The following is a 13,251-nucleotide window of genomic DNA, read 5'->3' on the forward strand; positions in this document are numbered from 1 at the left end:
GCTCGGAGCGACTGATCGTCAAAACCGTCGCCGAGTCCCAGCGCATCCCCACCATCACGGAGAACGTCGCCCCGCGTACTCCAGCGCGGCGACGTTCTCCGTGATGGTGGGGATGCGCTGGGACTCGGCGACGGTTTTGACGATCAGTCGCTCCGAGCCGGTGGTGACCGCGAGTTCGGCGGCCTGGCCGAGCAGCCGGTAGCAGCCTTCGGGGGTGCGCGGGTACACGCCCATGTAGGCGTAGATCACGACGTGCCAGTCGGCGTCCGGCAGCAATTCCGCGCACAGTCTGCGCAGCGCGTGCACCGCCTCGCGGTCCTGTACGCCATTGGTCTGCTGGGCGTAGCTGACGGACAGGTCGTCGATGCCGAGCCGGTGGAAGAACACCGCCTCCAGGACGCTGACCGCGACCAGCATGCTCGGCGGACACAGCTGTCCGAGCATGCAGCCGCCGAAGGTCTCCATGTGGGGACTGGCGCCCCGCTCGCGGAGCTGCGTGAACAGGGCGCTGCTGCGCTCCCAGTTGCGCATCGACTCGTCGAGCGGGGTGCGCCCGTACGGCAGGCAATAGGACACCGGACCGCCCTCGGTGGCGCTGAGTCCGGCGCGCATCAGCGCGACGAATATGTCGAACGGTGCCGCGGAGCCGTGCCGGACCTGCACCGGGAAGTCGTCGGCGTGCAGGCCCTGTAGTACCGCGCGGGTGATCTCGACGTCGTAGCTGACGATGGGGAAGCCGTTGATGCCGGTCCCTTCGCGCAGCGCGGTCCCGATCGCGGCGAGGTCCCCGACCCGGGTGTAGCTGTCGAGGGTGACGGTGCCGACCGTGGTGGCGTCGGCATACCGGGTGGCGTGCAGCCCCGCGCGCATGGTGGCGGGTTCGCCGAATCCCATGCGCGGCTGCACCACCAGCTGCCCGGCCTGGTGCGCGCGGCGTACGAACGCGCCGAAGTCGCCGACCAGAGGACCCGGGCCGGCGGTCGCCCGCACGGGTGTGGTCTCCGCACGCACAGATGTGGTCTCCGTCCGCACGGCCGCGGTCCCAGTACTCACGGCGGCGGCCGGCGGGACACCCGGCCCGCCGGTGCCCCGCCGGCTCCGACCGTCCCGCGGTGTCGCGGCGGCGCGGTCGGTCACGACAGCGCTCGTTGCGGTATGCCGCCGATGAAGCGCCGGAAGGCGGTGATCTCCTGCGCGCCGTCCTCGAAGACGCTGTCGAAGCCCGCTTCGACCAGCTCCGCCACATGGTCGGTGCGCTCGGCCCCGGCGATGCCGAGTTTGCCGCCGATGACCGCGGGCAGGGTGGCCAGCGCGCGTTCGGCGCGCAGCTTCCGGATGACCCGTACCCCGTCCTGGTGCCCGTGCCCGTTGACGCTGCTGATCACGAGCAGGGCCGGCGCGCGCTCCAGACACTCCCGTACGAGCAGCTCGTCCGGGACACACGGGCCCAGGTTCACCACGTCGTAGCCCTGCTCCTCGATCAGCAACTGGAGGAACACCAGGTTCCAGGTGTGGGAGTCCGAGGCCAGCCCGCTGACCAGGACCGTCTGCCGGCGCTTGGCCGGGGCGGGATCCGTTGACGCGCGGGTGCCGTCCGCCGTCGGCTGCACCGGTCCGGCGAGCTCGCGCGAGGGCAGGGTCATGTCCGCCCTCCGCCGGCCGGTACGGCGGCGGGCCGGCCGCTCAGCGGCGCGACCGGGACCCTGCTGTGCGTCAGCCGGGAGGCGGACACGACCTCGCCGCCGCGCAGCAGTACCTCGGCGGGTGCGGGCCGGCCCAGGAACATCAGGAGGCTCGCGGTGGGGCCGTACGCCCCGGCGTTGGGGATGGTGAGGAGGTCGCCGACGCTCAGTCGGGGCAGCTCCACCTGGCGGCCGAGTACGTCGCCGGGAGTGCACAGCGGCCCGACCAGGCTGGCGCTCAGCCCCGTGCCGGCCTCGATCTCCGCGGCCTGTTGCGGACCCTCCGGCTGGACCGCCACGGGCAGCAGCCGGCCCAGGCCCGACATCCCGCCGAAGGTGTTGATGCCGGCGTCCAGGATGACGAACGTACGGCCGCGGCTCTCCTTGATGTTGACCACCCGGGTCAGCAGCACACCGCTGTCGCCCACCAGATAGCGGCCGGACTCGCAGGCGAAGTGCGGTGTGCCCTGCCGCCAGTCGGGGAACAGCTCGTCCAGCGTGCTCTCCAGCCGCTCGCGCAGCTTCTCGTACACCGGCCGCTCACCGGGCACCGCGTACGGGGCGGCGAAACCGCCGCCGATGTCCAGGAACCGCAGGGGGAGCCCGTGTTCGCGCTGCAGTCCGGCGGCCACCGACAGCGTGTGCCGGAACTCCGCGACCAGGCTGTCCTCGTCCCTGGCGTTGCTCAGCGGGAAGAAGTGCGCGCCGGCGAGGCGGGTGCCGGGTACGGCGCGCAGGTGGGGCAGCACCTCGCCCAGCGTCTCGGCGTCGATGCCGAACTGCGAGGGCGTGCCGGTCATCCGGATGCTGGTGGTGGCGCTGGCCGAGGCACTGTTGATGCGCAGCAGACAGTCGGCCACCAGACCCTGGGCGTCGGCGGCGGCCCCCACGTGTTCCAGGTCGGTGCGGGACTCCACGGAGAACAGCCGGACTCCGGCGGCGAGGGCAGCGGTCAGCTCACCGTCGGTCTTCCCCGGGCCCGTGTACAGGCACTGCGCCGGATCACAGCCGGCCTCCAGCGCGGCGGCCAGCTCGCCCAGCGAGCTGATCTCGGCCCGGCAGACCCGCCCGTCGCCCGTGCCCAGGGCCCGCAGCACCTCGGGGTGCGGGTTGGCCTTGACGGCGCTGAACAGGCTGAACCGCTCGGGCAGCGCATCGAGCAGGTCCTGCCGCGCGGCGGTGACCCGGTCCAGGTCGTAGACGTACAGCGGGGTGCCGTACCGCTCGGCCAGCTCTGTGTACCGGCTCACTGGTCGCTCCCGTCGAGCAGCTGCGCGAGCTGCTTCTTCTCGTTCTTGCCGTGCAGGGTGAGGGGAAAATCGCTGAGCACCCGGCAGACCGCGGGCACCTTCTGCTGCTCCAGCCGGCCCGCCAGCTCACGCAGCACCGCGTGCGGGGCGAGATCGGACTCCACGAACAGCGCCAGATCGTGCCGTTCCGACGGCGGCAGCACCGCCGCGGCCCGCACGCCGGGGATGTCCATCGCGGCGGCCTCGATTTCGAGGGTGCTCATCCGGATGCCCTTGCGCTTGAACATGTCGTCCCGGCGCCCCTGGAAATACAGATAGCCGTCCTCGTCCAGCGAGCCGAAGTCCCCGGTGTGCAGCCGGAGTTCACCGGTGGGAGCGTGACGGCGGAAGGTGCGCGCGCTCACCTCCGGATTGCGCCAGTAACCGGGCATCACATGCGGTCCCACGGCGACGATCTCGCCGGTCTCCCCCACGGGGACCGATTCGCCGTCCTCGCCCAGCACCAGGACCCGGGTGCCGGGCAGCGGCAGACCCACCGAGTCGGGCCGCTCGTCGTCCTGGTCCGGCGGCATGATGGAGACCCGCTTGCACTCGGTCTGGCCGAACTGGCGCACCACGCGCACACCCGGGAAGGCGTCCCGCAGGGTCTCGATGACCGGCTGCGGCAGTGCCGCGCCGGTGTTGGTGAACATCCGCACCAGCGGCGCGGGACGCTCGGTCCGGCGGGCCAGCGTGGCGATCATGGCGGCCAGCGACGGCACGATCGGGACGACGGTCGCCCCGCACTCCCGGATGGCGGTCAGCAGCCGCAGGTCCGACTCGGCATCGGCCAGCACGATCGCGCTGCGCCCGACCGCACACATCAACACCTTGTACAGGCCGTAGTCCCAGGACATCGGGAAGCGGCAGAACACCACGTCGTCGGGGCGGTAGCCGAGCACCTGCACCATGGACCGGGTGGCGAAGGTGATCTGCGCGTGCGGGCAGATCACCGCCTTCGGGGCTGCGGTGCTGCCCGAGGTGTAGACGAGGACGGCGGGCTGGTCGGGTGCGACATCGACGGCCGTGTCCGGGCGCGAGCCGCGGTCGGCAATCTTCTCGACCTCGCTCCACACACCGCCGAATTCATGGACGGGCGTCGCGGTGACCGTGTTGAACGTGGCGAGCTGTCCCTCCGCGCAGAGGACCAGGGCGGGCTCGGCGTTCGCCAGGACCGACCGCAGGTGGTACTCCTTCATGTGCGGATTGAGCGGTACGAAGACGACGCCGCGGCGGGACGCTCCATAGAACATGGCGACCAGTTCGCGGTTGGTGGGCAGCTGCACGACCAGGCGGTCGCCCGGGCCCAGCCCCTGCGCCGCCAGCCAGTCGGTCACCGCGCGGCTGTACTCGTCGAGACGGGCGTAACTCCACTGCCCCTCGGCGTCGCTGACCGCCGCGGACGCAGGCGAGGACGACACGGCCTCGTCCAGCAGGGTGTGAACCAGGCTGTCATGACGGTGGCCCGGCACGGGAACCCCGTGTGCCGCGCCGGAAGTGCCGTCCCAGCTGGAAGTGCTGTCCAACGCTCTTCTCCTGTCAGGTCGTCGGCGTGCTGGTGTTGCCGGTGGTGTCGGTGGTGCGGCGCAGCCGTTCCTCGGCGCGGGCTCGCAGCACACCGCGATCGGTCTTCCGGTTGGAATTGAGCGGGAACGCCGCCAGCCGCCAGAAGTGCCGGGGCGTCATGCCCTGGGGCAGCACCGTCCGCAGCTGCCGGGCGAACACCGAAAGGGGCACGACGGAACCGGTGTAGAAGACCGCGAGTTCGGTGCCCGACGCGGTGGTCACATCGACCGTGACGGCGTCGGTGACCCCTTCGCAGCCGCGCAGCGCGTGGTCGATCTCGGGCAGCTCCACCCGCCAGCCGGCGATCTGCACCTGTGAGTCCAGCCGCCCCAGATAGGCGAGTTCACCGTCCTCGCCGATCCGCCGCACCCGGTCACCGGTGCGGTACCAGGTGCGCTCGCCGTGCTCAACGAAGCGGCCCGCGTTGTCGTCCGGATCCAGATAGCCGGACGTCAGCTGCGGCCCGGACACGCACAACTCGCCCTCGTTGGCCGCGAGTTGGCCGTCCTCGCCGAGCAGCAGGTGGTCGTGGCCGCCGTTCACCCGCCCGATCGGCACCACACCGTTCACCGCGATGCCGGCGGAACGCTCCGGCTGCCAGCGGTGCGCCGCGATGGTGATCGTCAGCTCGGTCGGGCCGTACAGGTTCTCCAGCGTCGAGTGCGGCGCCGCCGCCTGCCAGTCCGCCGCGTCCTGGCAGGTCAGCGCCTCGCCTGCGAAGAAGCTCCAGCGCAGTCCGGGCAGCGCGCCGGGAGCCAGTCCGCCCAGCCGGCGCACCAGCGGGATCGCGCTGGGCGTGGCGAACCACACCGTCATCCGGTTCTCCGCAACGAAGGCGGGCAGCTCGCGGTACGCGCCGGGCGGCACCCACAGCGCGGTCGCCCCAGCGCCCCAGGCGCAGAACAGGTCGAACATCGCGCAGTCGAAGTTGAGATCAAAGGTCTGGGAGAAGACGTCCTGCGGGGTGAAGTCGTAGCGCTCGTCCTGGAGCCGGAAGTAGTGCGCGGCGCTGCCATGGCTGATCGGCACGCCCTTGGGCCGGCCCGTCGACCCGGACGTGAACAGCACGTACGCCGCGTCGGCCGGCCGTACAGGACGCGGCTCGCTCAGCGCGCCGGCCGGCTCCGCGACGATCCGGCCGACGCCCGGGTGCGTACCCGCCGGGCAACCGGGCGCGAGGACGGGCAGCACGGCGTCCGGTCCGCCCAGGTCGAACGGCTGCTCACCGTCCGGGCCCGGCGCCAGCAGCTCCGGCAGCTGGCCCCAGCCGGCCTCGTCGCTGATCACCGCGGACACCCCGGCGGCCCGCATCATCCGGCGGGTGCGCGCGGGCGGAAAGTCCGGATGCAGCGGTACGACGGTGGCCCCCGCATACAGCGCGGCCAGGATGCCGACGTATGCGCGGATGCCCTTGGCCGCCAGCACCGCCACGGTGCCCGGTGGTTTGCGCACCGCACGCAGCAGCGCACCCGCCCAGACGAGTGCCAGCTCGTGCGCCTGCTCATAGCTGATCGAGTCGGCTCCGACCCGCACCGCGTCGTTGCGCGGCGCCAGGTCGACCCCGCGCACAAAACGCCCGTGCAGCGCCGCTTCCACGGTCGGGTCCACTGCTCCTCCTTCGATGCTCACCGGGGGTCGGGTTCCTTACGGGCAGGACCCGTCGGGCTCAGGCGGCCTGGTCCTCGACCAGCCCGGAGAGGACCTTCCACAGCACACCGGGCGTCTCGAACGTCGCCTGGCTCAGCGCGTCGTCCTGGAACCGGACCTGGTAGGTGTGCTCCAGCGCGGCGAGCAGCTCGACGATGCCGAGCGAATCCAGCCCCAGGTCGCGCAGCGCGGTGTCCTGGGCGAGCGGCTCGTCGGCGCCGAGGAACGGCAGGAACCCGCGCAGCAGGTCCTCGAATTTCTGGTCCCACATGGTGATGGCCTTTCAGGGAGTCGGAATGCGGCAGTCGGATGCGCAGTCGGAAGGGAATCCGGATGCGCGGTCGGAACGGATGCGGAAGGGATTCGGGAGGGGGAAGGGGAGGGAAGTTCAGGTACGTGCGGGCTGCGGCCGCGGCTGGAGGGCCAGTCGTGGCGTGACCGGCACCACCTCGAAGTGGTCCGTCGTCCGCCGCACCCGGCCGAACAGGCTGTCCTGGCCCGCCACACACACGGTGCCGACCCCGGCTTCGCACAGGGCGTCGACGACCGCGGGCCAGCGCATCGGGCGCACACAGCTGTTCAGCAGCATCGTGCGCACCCCCTCGCCCGTGGTGATCAGGGAACCGTCCTGGTCGGCGATGACCGGCACCACCGGATCGGCGAACTCCAGCGGGCCGAAGACCTCCTGCTCGGCCCGGTCGCGCAGTCCCCCGAACGCCGTGCAGTGCATCGGCGGCCGCATCGTGTACAGCGACATGCCGCCCATCGAACGCAGCAGGGGGGACAGCCATGCGAGGTTGTGCTCGCGCAGCGTGAGCATGAAGAAGTCGTCGTCGATGTAGCAGGAGATCTCGTACGTCTCCCCGCGCTCGTCCAGCTCCCCGAGCACCTCACGCAGCTTGTCCTCGGGCACCCGGACGAACGAGTGGGTGACGAGATCGGTGAACTCCGTGCTGAAGTAGTCCGTGAGCAGGCGCGCGAACCCGGCGGTGGCGCGGACGGCGTCGGGGAAGTCCAGCGCGCCGCAGAACGCGGCGGCCGGCTTCTCGCCGAAGCTCGGCCCGGTGCACAGCTCGGCTTCGACACCCAGCGTGTGCTGGGCCCACTGGGCCAGCGCCAGCGAGTTGACCATGAAGGCGACCTGGGCGTACTCGCTGTAGTCGCCCTCGGTCCGGCGGTACCGGTCGATCAGGGAATATCCGAGCACCCGGTCGGCGGTGGCCACCAGCTTCCGGGCGAAGGGGTTGATGACCATGAACTTCCCGACGTCTGCGAAGGGAGTGGGCCCCATGCCGGGGAAGATCATCGCGGTACCGGTCCGGGAAGCGGTGGGCATGTGGACGGTCCTTCCGAGGCGTACAGACGGGCGACGACAGGCGTACAGGCGACGGGCGTGCAGGCGGCAGACCTACGACGGGCAGGATCGGCTGGCGGGGCTCGGCGGGGCTCGTCCGCCGAGGCCGGCCGGAAGTGCGGGAGAGGCGGGTACGAGGCGCATACGGGAGGCGTACGGCCGGACGCATCCGCGGGATGCGACCACGCGGGGGAGGGGCGGCTACTCCTCGGGCGCGAGCAGGGCGCCGCTGTCGGTGTCGTGCACCGTGATCGCGGACACCGGGCAGGTCTCCGCGGTGTCCAGCACCGCTTCGTCGGGATCGGTCGTGGCGACCCGCGGATGGGACTTGCCGGCCCGCAACTCGAAGTGTTCCGGCGCGTAGTTGGCACACACCGAGGCGCCGATACAGACCGTGCGGTCGACGGCGATGGCCCACCGGCTCACCAGACCACCCGCAGCTTCTTGGGGCCGCGCACCAGCATGCCCTGCTTCCAGATGACACCGTCCTCGCCGTCGGCGAAGTCCAGCGTCGGGAACCTCGTGATCAGGGTGCTCAGCACGCTCTGCAGCTCCATCCGGGCCAGCTGGGCACCCAGGCAGTGGTGCGGACCGTGACCGAAGCCGATGTGCGGATTGTGCTCGCGGGTGAGGTCCAGCCGGTCGGGGTCCTCGAAGATCTCCGGGTCGCGGTTGGCCGAGGCCACCGAGCCGAGCACCGGCTCGCCGGCCTTCACCGTGACGTCGCCGAACTGGACGTCCTCCAGGGCGTACCGGGCGAACATCGCGGAATAGTTCAGCGGAATCCAGCGCACCAGCTCCTCGACCGCGCGCGGCACCAACTCCGGGTGGGCGCAGAGCAGTTCCCACTGATCGCGATGGCTGAGAAGGGCGTAGAGGAAGTTGGGGATCTGCGAGGCGGTCGTTTCGGTGCCGGTGATGAGCAGGCCACCGGTCACATGCATGACCAGCTCCTCCTCGCTCAGCCGGTCGCCGTCCTCGTCCCGCGTCTTCACCAGCGCGCCCAGCAGATCCTCGGTGGGGTTGCGACGGCGCTCCGCGACCAGCGTCCCGATGTAGGCGAACAGCTCCTTGGCGTTGCGCTCCATCTCTTCCCAGGGCAGCGCGGTCGTCGAGACCATCGCCTCGGACCAGCCCCGCAGTTGGGGACGGTCCGCCGCCGGCACCCCCAGCATCTCGGAGATCACCGTGACCGGCACCGGGATGGCGAAGTTCTCCACCATCTCGAACGGCCCGCCCTGCTCGACCATGGTGTCGGCCAGGCCCTCCACGATGCGCTCGGTGTCGGCGCGCATCAGTTCCACCCGGCGCCCGGTGAACGCCCTGGCCACCAGCTTCCGCAGCCGCGCGTGATCCGGCGCGTCCATGCCGACCAGACCATCGTCCAGATGCTCGTCGGGGTGGGTGCGGGGCTGGTCGCGCGTCTTGGCCAGCGCCCTGCTGAACCGGGGGTCGGCCAGGACGGTACGGACGTCGTGGTAGCGGGTGGCCAGCCAGGCGGGCTCGCCGAGCGGGAACTGCACCCGGCTCAGCGGCTCCTGGGTGCGCAGCCGGGCGTACGTCGGGTCAAGCGTGAGCCGGTCCGGTTCGCTGAACGGATAGGCGCGAACCTCATGAGCAGTGGTCACCCGCGCGCTCCTTCCTTGAGTTCACTCAGAAAATCGACCAGGACCGAAGTGAAACGCTCCGGCTCTTCGAGGTGCGGCATATGGCTGGACTCCTCGAAGATTTCCCAGCGGACATTCGGGATATGGTCGAAATAGGGCTGTACGGTGGCCGGAGTGGCCTCGTCGTATCGCCCGCTGATCAATAGCGTCGGTACGTCGATATGCGGTATCCGGTCTTCGACCGACCAGTCCCGCAGCGTGCCGATGACATGGAATTCATTCGGCCCGTTCATGGCGTGATAGACGGTCGGGTCGTCATTGATCTCCATGAAGGTGGCCAGATAATCCCGGGGCCAGGGCAGGACGCGGCACACATGTCTGTCGTAGAAGACCCGCATGGCCGCGAAGTATTCGTCGGTGTCCGTGCTGCCCGCCGCCTCGTGCCGCAGCAGGGTTTTCTGCACCTCGGGCGGCAACTGTTCCCTGAGCACGGCCATTTCGCGAAGCCACAGCGGCATGGACGCCGGAGCGTTGGCGATCACCAGTCCGCGGAGCCCGGCCGGCCGGTCGGCGGCGTGGTCCGCGGCCAGCATCCCGCCCCAGGACTGACCGAAGAGGAGGTAGTCGTCGCTCACCCCGAGATGCCGTAACAGGTTGTCGAGCTCCTCCCGGAAGAGCCGCACGGTCCAGAAGTCCGCCCCGCGGTCCGGGAGTCGGGTCGACCCGCCGTTCCCCAGCTGGTCGTAGTGCACGACCGGCCAGCCGGCCGCCGCCAGGGAGGCCAGGGGCAGCAGGTAGTCGTGGGTACTCCCCGGGCCGCCGTGCAGGACGACCAAGGGCGGGCGTCCGCATCCAAGGTCGCCGCTGACGCGGAACCACGTCTTGTGGTCGCCGAATGGGGCGGTTCCTTTGACAATCTGTGGCGCGGGCATCTTCCTACCCCAAGTCAATGTTTCGCAGTCAATGTTTCGCCGTCATGTTTCGCAGCCTCCAACGCTGAGAACGCTATAGCAGCGAGGTGGCTGCGCAGACCCCTATCTCCCCCTACCACCCCTTAGTCGAAATCCCGTGCACCGGCAGCTGATTACGCGATTCCGCCCCCCAACCCAAAGGCCGGTCAGCTCTCCGGAATTTCTGTAGGGGGCGCCGTCCAGCGACCCCCGATAGGGGTACCTAGGGGCAGCTAAGGGTGGTTGCCCGGCAGGCCCGCCCGTAGCGTTCGGACAGACAATCCGCAGAGGTGCGCACAGGTGGCGGATGCTCGTCAGGTCCCGGCGCGAGAGCGGAACGCAGGAATTCCCGACTCGGCGTGCGGAGATCCATCAGACCGGGTTCCGGCTACATTCCGGGTTCAGGGGGTTCTTGGGTGTCAGGCGAGAAGAAACTTCTCGATTACCTCAAGCGTGCGACGGCCGACCTTCGGGAGGCACGCCGCCGGCTGCGCGAAGCCGAGCGCAGGGAGCACGAGCCCATCGCGATCGTCGGCATGAGCTGCCGCTACCCGGGCGGCGTCACCTCCCCCGAGGAGCTGTGGCAGCTGCTGGTCGCCGGTGACGACGGCATCTCCGGATTTCCCACCGGACGCGGCTGGGACATCGAGGGGCTCTACGACCCGGACCCCGACCGGCCCGGCACGACCTACGCCCGCGAGGGCGGCTTCCTGCACGACGCCGCCGACTTCGACGCAGAGTTCTTCGGAATCGGACCGCGCGAGGCGCTGGCGATGGACCCGCAGCAGCGGCTGCTCCTCGAAGCGTCCTGGGAAGCCTTCGAACGCGCCGGACTCGACCCGCACACACTGCGCGGCAGCCGCACCGGCGTCTTCGCCGGCGTGATGTACCACGACTACGCCTCCCGTCTTTCCACCCTCCCGGACGACGTCGACGGGTACATCGGCAACGGCAACTCCGGCAGCGTCGTGTCCGGACGGGTCTCCTACGTGCTGGGCCTGGAGGGCCCGGCGGTGACGGTGGACACCGCGTGCTCGTCGTCGCTGGTCGCCCTGCACTGGGCGGTGCAGGCGCTGCGCAACGGCGAGTGCACACTGGCCCTGGCCGGCGGTGTGACGGTGATGTCGACGCCCGACACCTTCACCGAGTTCAGCCGGCAGCGCGGTCTGGCCGCCGACGGCCGCTGCAAGGCCTTCGCCGAGGCCGCGGACGGCACCGGCTGGGGTGAGGGCGTCGGCGTCCTGCTGGTGGAGCGCTTGTCGGACGCGCGGCGCAACGGCCACCGCGTCCTGGCGGTGGTACGCGGCAGCGCGGTGAACCAGGACGGTGCCAGCAGCAGCCTGACGGCCCCGAACGGCCCCTCGCAACAGCGGGTGATCCGACAGGCCCTGGCCAACGCGGGCCTGCAACCGGCTGACGTGGACGCCGTCGAAGCACACGGCACCGGCACGAAGCTTGGCGACCCGATCGAGGCGCAGGCGCTGCTGGCGACGTACGGGCGGGACCGGGCGGACGGGCGTCCGCTGTGGCTGGGGTCGGTGAAGTCGAATCTCGGGCATACGCAGGCCGCGGCGGGCGTCGCGGGGATCATCAAGATGGTCATGGCGATGCGCCACGGCGTGCTGCCCCGGACCCTGCATGTGGATGCGCCGTCGTCGAAGGTGGACTGGTCCGCCGGCCGTGTCGAGCTGCTCACCCACCCCGTGACCTGGGATAGCGAGCGGCCACGCCGGGCCGGGGTGTCTTCGTTCGGGATCAGCGGGACGAACGCGCACGTGATCATCGAGGAGGACTCGGCCCCGGCCCCTGCCTCTGCCCCTGCGACGGACTCGGCTGAGGAGGGGGCGGGGCTTGCGGAGTCCCGTGATTCCTCGGGGCCGGTGCCGCCGTTGGTGCTCAGCGCCCGGTCAGCTGAGGCGTTGAGCGCGCAGGCGGCCGGGGTACTCGGCCTGCTGGAGCGTGCGGGTGCTCCGGAGCCGGTGGAGGTGGGGTATGCGCTGGCGACGTCGCGGGCGCAGTTGGAGCATCGCGCGGTGGTGGCGGGTGCGAGCCGTGGTGAGTTGGTGGCCGGGTTGACCGCGCTTGCTGCTGGTGAGGATGCGGTGGGCGTGGTGCGGGGTGTGGCGGCTGAGGGGCGGCTGGCGTTTCTGTTCACCGGGCAGGGCGCGCAGCGGGGCAGGATGGGACGTGAGCTGTACGAGACGTTCCCGGTCTTCGCGCGGGCGCTGGACGAGGCTTGCGGCCACCTCGACGCCCACCTCCAACGGCCTTTGAAGGACGTGCTGTTAGCGGAGGACGGCGGGTCGGCGGAGAGCGCTCTGCTGGACCGTACCGAGTACGCGCAGCCTGCCCTGTTTGCCGTGGAGACGGCACTGTTCCGGCTTGTTGAGTCGTGGGGTGTGCGCCCGGATGTGGTTGCCGGGCATTCCATCGGTGAGATCACGGCGGCCCACGTGGCCGGGGTGCTGTCGTTGGCGGATGCGTGTGCGCTGGTGGCGGCCCGTGGGCGGCTGATGCAGGCCCTGCCCGACGGTGGGGTCATGGCAGCTGTTCAAGCGACCGAGGAAGAGGTACGGGCACTGCTCGACGGCGCCCAGGACGCGGCGATCGGCGCCGTCAACGGCCCCCAGGCCACCGTCGTCTCCGGCGCCCAGGACACCGTCAACACCATCGTCGAAACCCTCCGGACCCAGGGCCGTAAGACGTCCTTCCTCAAGGTCTCGCACGCCTTCCACTCCCCGCTGATGGACCCCATGCTCGACGACTTCCGCACGATCGTGGCAGGCCTGACCTACTCCGAGCCCCGTATCCCGGTGGTCTCCAACGTCACCGGCCGCCCCGCCACACCAGGCGAGCTGACCACTCCCGACTACTGGGTGACCCATGCCCGTGAGGTGGTCCGCTTCGCCGACGGCATACGAGCCCTGGCCGAAGACGGCGTCACCACCTACCTGGAGATCGGCCCCGACGCCGTCCTGACCGCCATGGCCCCCGCCGTCCTCCCCGACGACACCACCCACCACTTCATCCCCCTCCTACGCCGCAACCGCCCCGAACCAACCGAAACCCTCACCGCACTCGCCCGCCTCTGGACCCACGGCCACACAGTCGACTGGACCACCCTCCACACCACAACAACCCCCACCCAACCCATCG

General features: G+C 70.4%; 10 protein-coding genes and 1 pseudogene. 1 reads left to right on the forward strand and 10 read right to left on the reverse strand.

What is annotated here, in order from left to right; all coding sequences use genetic code 11:
* Window positions 1-72: 72 nt before the first annotated feature.
* The 10 genes and pseudogenes from EST54_RS30305 to EST54_RS30350 form a co-directional block, all read right to left on the reverse strand.
* A pseudogene (locus tag EST54_RS30305) lies at window positions 73-1,011 on the reverse strand (methylaspartate mutase); the annotation flags it as partial.
* Between the two features lie 122 nt (window positions 1,012-1,133).
* Entirely contained in the window at window positions 1,134-1,643 is a 510-nt protein-coding gene (locus tag EST54_RS30310) for a cobalamin B12-binding domain-containing protein (protein WP_129250905.1), read from the reverse strand.
* Window positions 1,640-2,932 carry a type III PLP-dependent enzyme domain-containing protein gene (locus tag EST54_RS30315; protein ID WP_129250906.1) on the reverse strand — a complete coding sequence of 431 codons (1,293 nt, stop codon included), beginning with the start codon at window positions 2,930-2,932 and terminating at the stop codon, window positions 1,640-1,642. The genes EST54_RS30310 and EST54_RS30315 overlap by 4 nt, the downstream gene beginning before the upstream one ends.
* Complete coding sequence (locus EST54_RS30320) at window positions 2,929-4,443, reverse strand: AMP-binding protein (protein WP_167511629.1); 1,515 nt, start codon at window positions 4,441-4,443, stop codon at window positions 2,929-2,931. The genes EST54_RS30315 and EST54_RS30320 overlap by 4 nt, the downstream gene beginning before the upstream one ends.
* A gap of 67 nt (window positions 4,444-4,510) precedes the next feature.
* A complete protein-coding gene (locus EST54_RS30325) occupies window positions 4,511-6,166 on the reverse strand; it encodes an AMP-binding protein (RefSeq protein WP_392567427.1) in 1,656 nt (551 codons plus the stop codon).
* Window positions 6,167-6,203: 37 nt separating this feature from the next.
* Window positions 6,204-6,455 carry an acyl carrier protein gene (locus tag EST54_RS30330; RefSeq protein WP_129250908.1) on the reverse strand — a complete coding sequence of 84 codons (252 nt, stop codon included), beginning with the start codon at window positions 6,453-6,455 and terminating at the stop codon, window positions 6,204-6,206.
* A 117-nt stretch (window positions 6,456-6,572) separates the two neighbouring features.
* On the reverse strand, window positions 6,573-7,520 hold the full coding sequence (locus EST54_RS30335; protein WP_174857547.1) for an ACP S-malonyltransferase: 948 nt from the start codon (window positions 7,518-7,520) through the stop codon (window positions 6,573-6,575).
* A gap of 219 nt (window positions 7,521-7,739) precedes the next feature.
* Window positions 7,740-7,964, reverse strand: a complete 225-nt coding sequence (locus EST54_RS30340; RefSeq protein ID WP_307825551.1) for a ferredoxin — start codon at window positions 7,962-7,964, stop codon at window positions 7,740-7,742.
* The gene (locus tag EST54_RS30345) at window positions 7,961-9,166 is read right to left on the reverse strand and encodes a cytochrome P450 (protein WP_129250909.1); all 1,206 of its coding nucleotides are present in this window, start codon (window positions 9,164-9,166) and stop codon (window positions 7,961-7,963) included. The genes EST54_RS30340 and EST54_RS30345 overlap by 4 nt, the downstream gene beginning before the upstream one ends.
* Complete coding sequence (locus EST54_RS30350) at window positions 9,163-10,077, reverse strand: proline iminopeptidase-family hydrolase (RefSeq protein WP_129250910.1); 915 nt, start codon at window positions 10,075-10,077, stop codon at window positions 9,163-9,165. The genes EST54_RS30345 and EST54_RS30350 overlap by 4 nt, the downstream gene beginning before the upstream one ends.
* A gap of 434 nt (window positions 10,078-10,511) precedes the next feature.
* On the opposite strand from EST54_RS30350, the gene EST54_RS30355 reads away from it, so the two are divergent.
* Window positions 10,512-13,251, forward strand: a 2,740-nt coding sequence (locus EST54_RS30355; protein ID WP_135796909.1) for a type I polyketide synthase, incomplete at its 3' end; no start/stop codon positions are given.

The organism is Streptomyces sioyaensis (assembly GCF_004122735.1).
GTDB classification, from domain to species: domain Bacteria; phylum Actinomycetota; class Actinomycetes; order Streptomycetales; family Streptomycetaceae; genus Streptomyces; species Streptomyces sioyaensis.

Excerpts from the sequence above, each read along its gene's own strand:
- EST54_RS30350 (WP_129250910.1), bottom strand. The coding sequence starts at position 10,077 with ATGCCCGCGCCACAGATTGTCAAAGGAACCGCCCCATTCGGCGACCAC.
- EST54_RS30310 (WP_129250905.1), bottom strand. The coding sequence starts at position 1,643 with ATGACCCTGCCCTCGCGCGAGCTCGCCGGACCGGTGCAGCCGACGGCG.
- EST54_RS30330 (WP_129250908.1), bottom strand. The coding sequence starts at position 6,455 with ATGTGGGACCAGAAATTCGAGGACCTGCTGCGCGGGTTCCTGCCGTTC.
- EST54_RS30335 (WP_174857547.1), bottom strand. The coding sequence starts at position 7,520 with ATGCCCACCGCTTCCCGGACCGGTACCGCGATGATCTTCCCCGGCATG.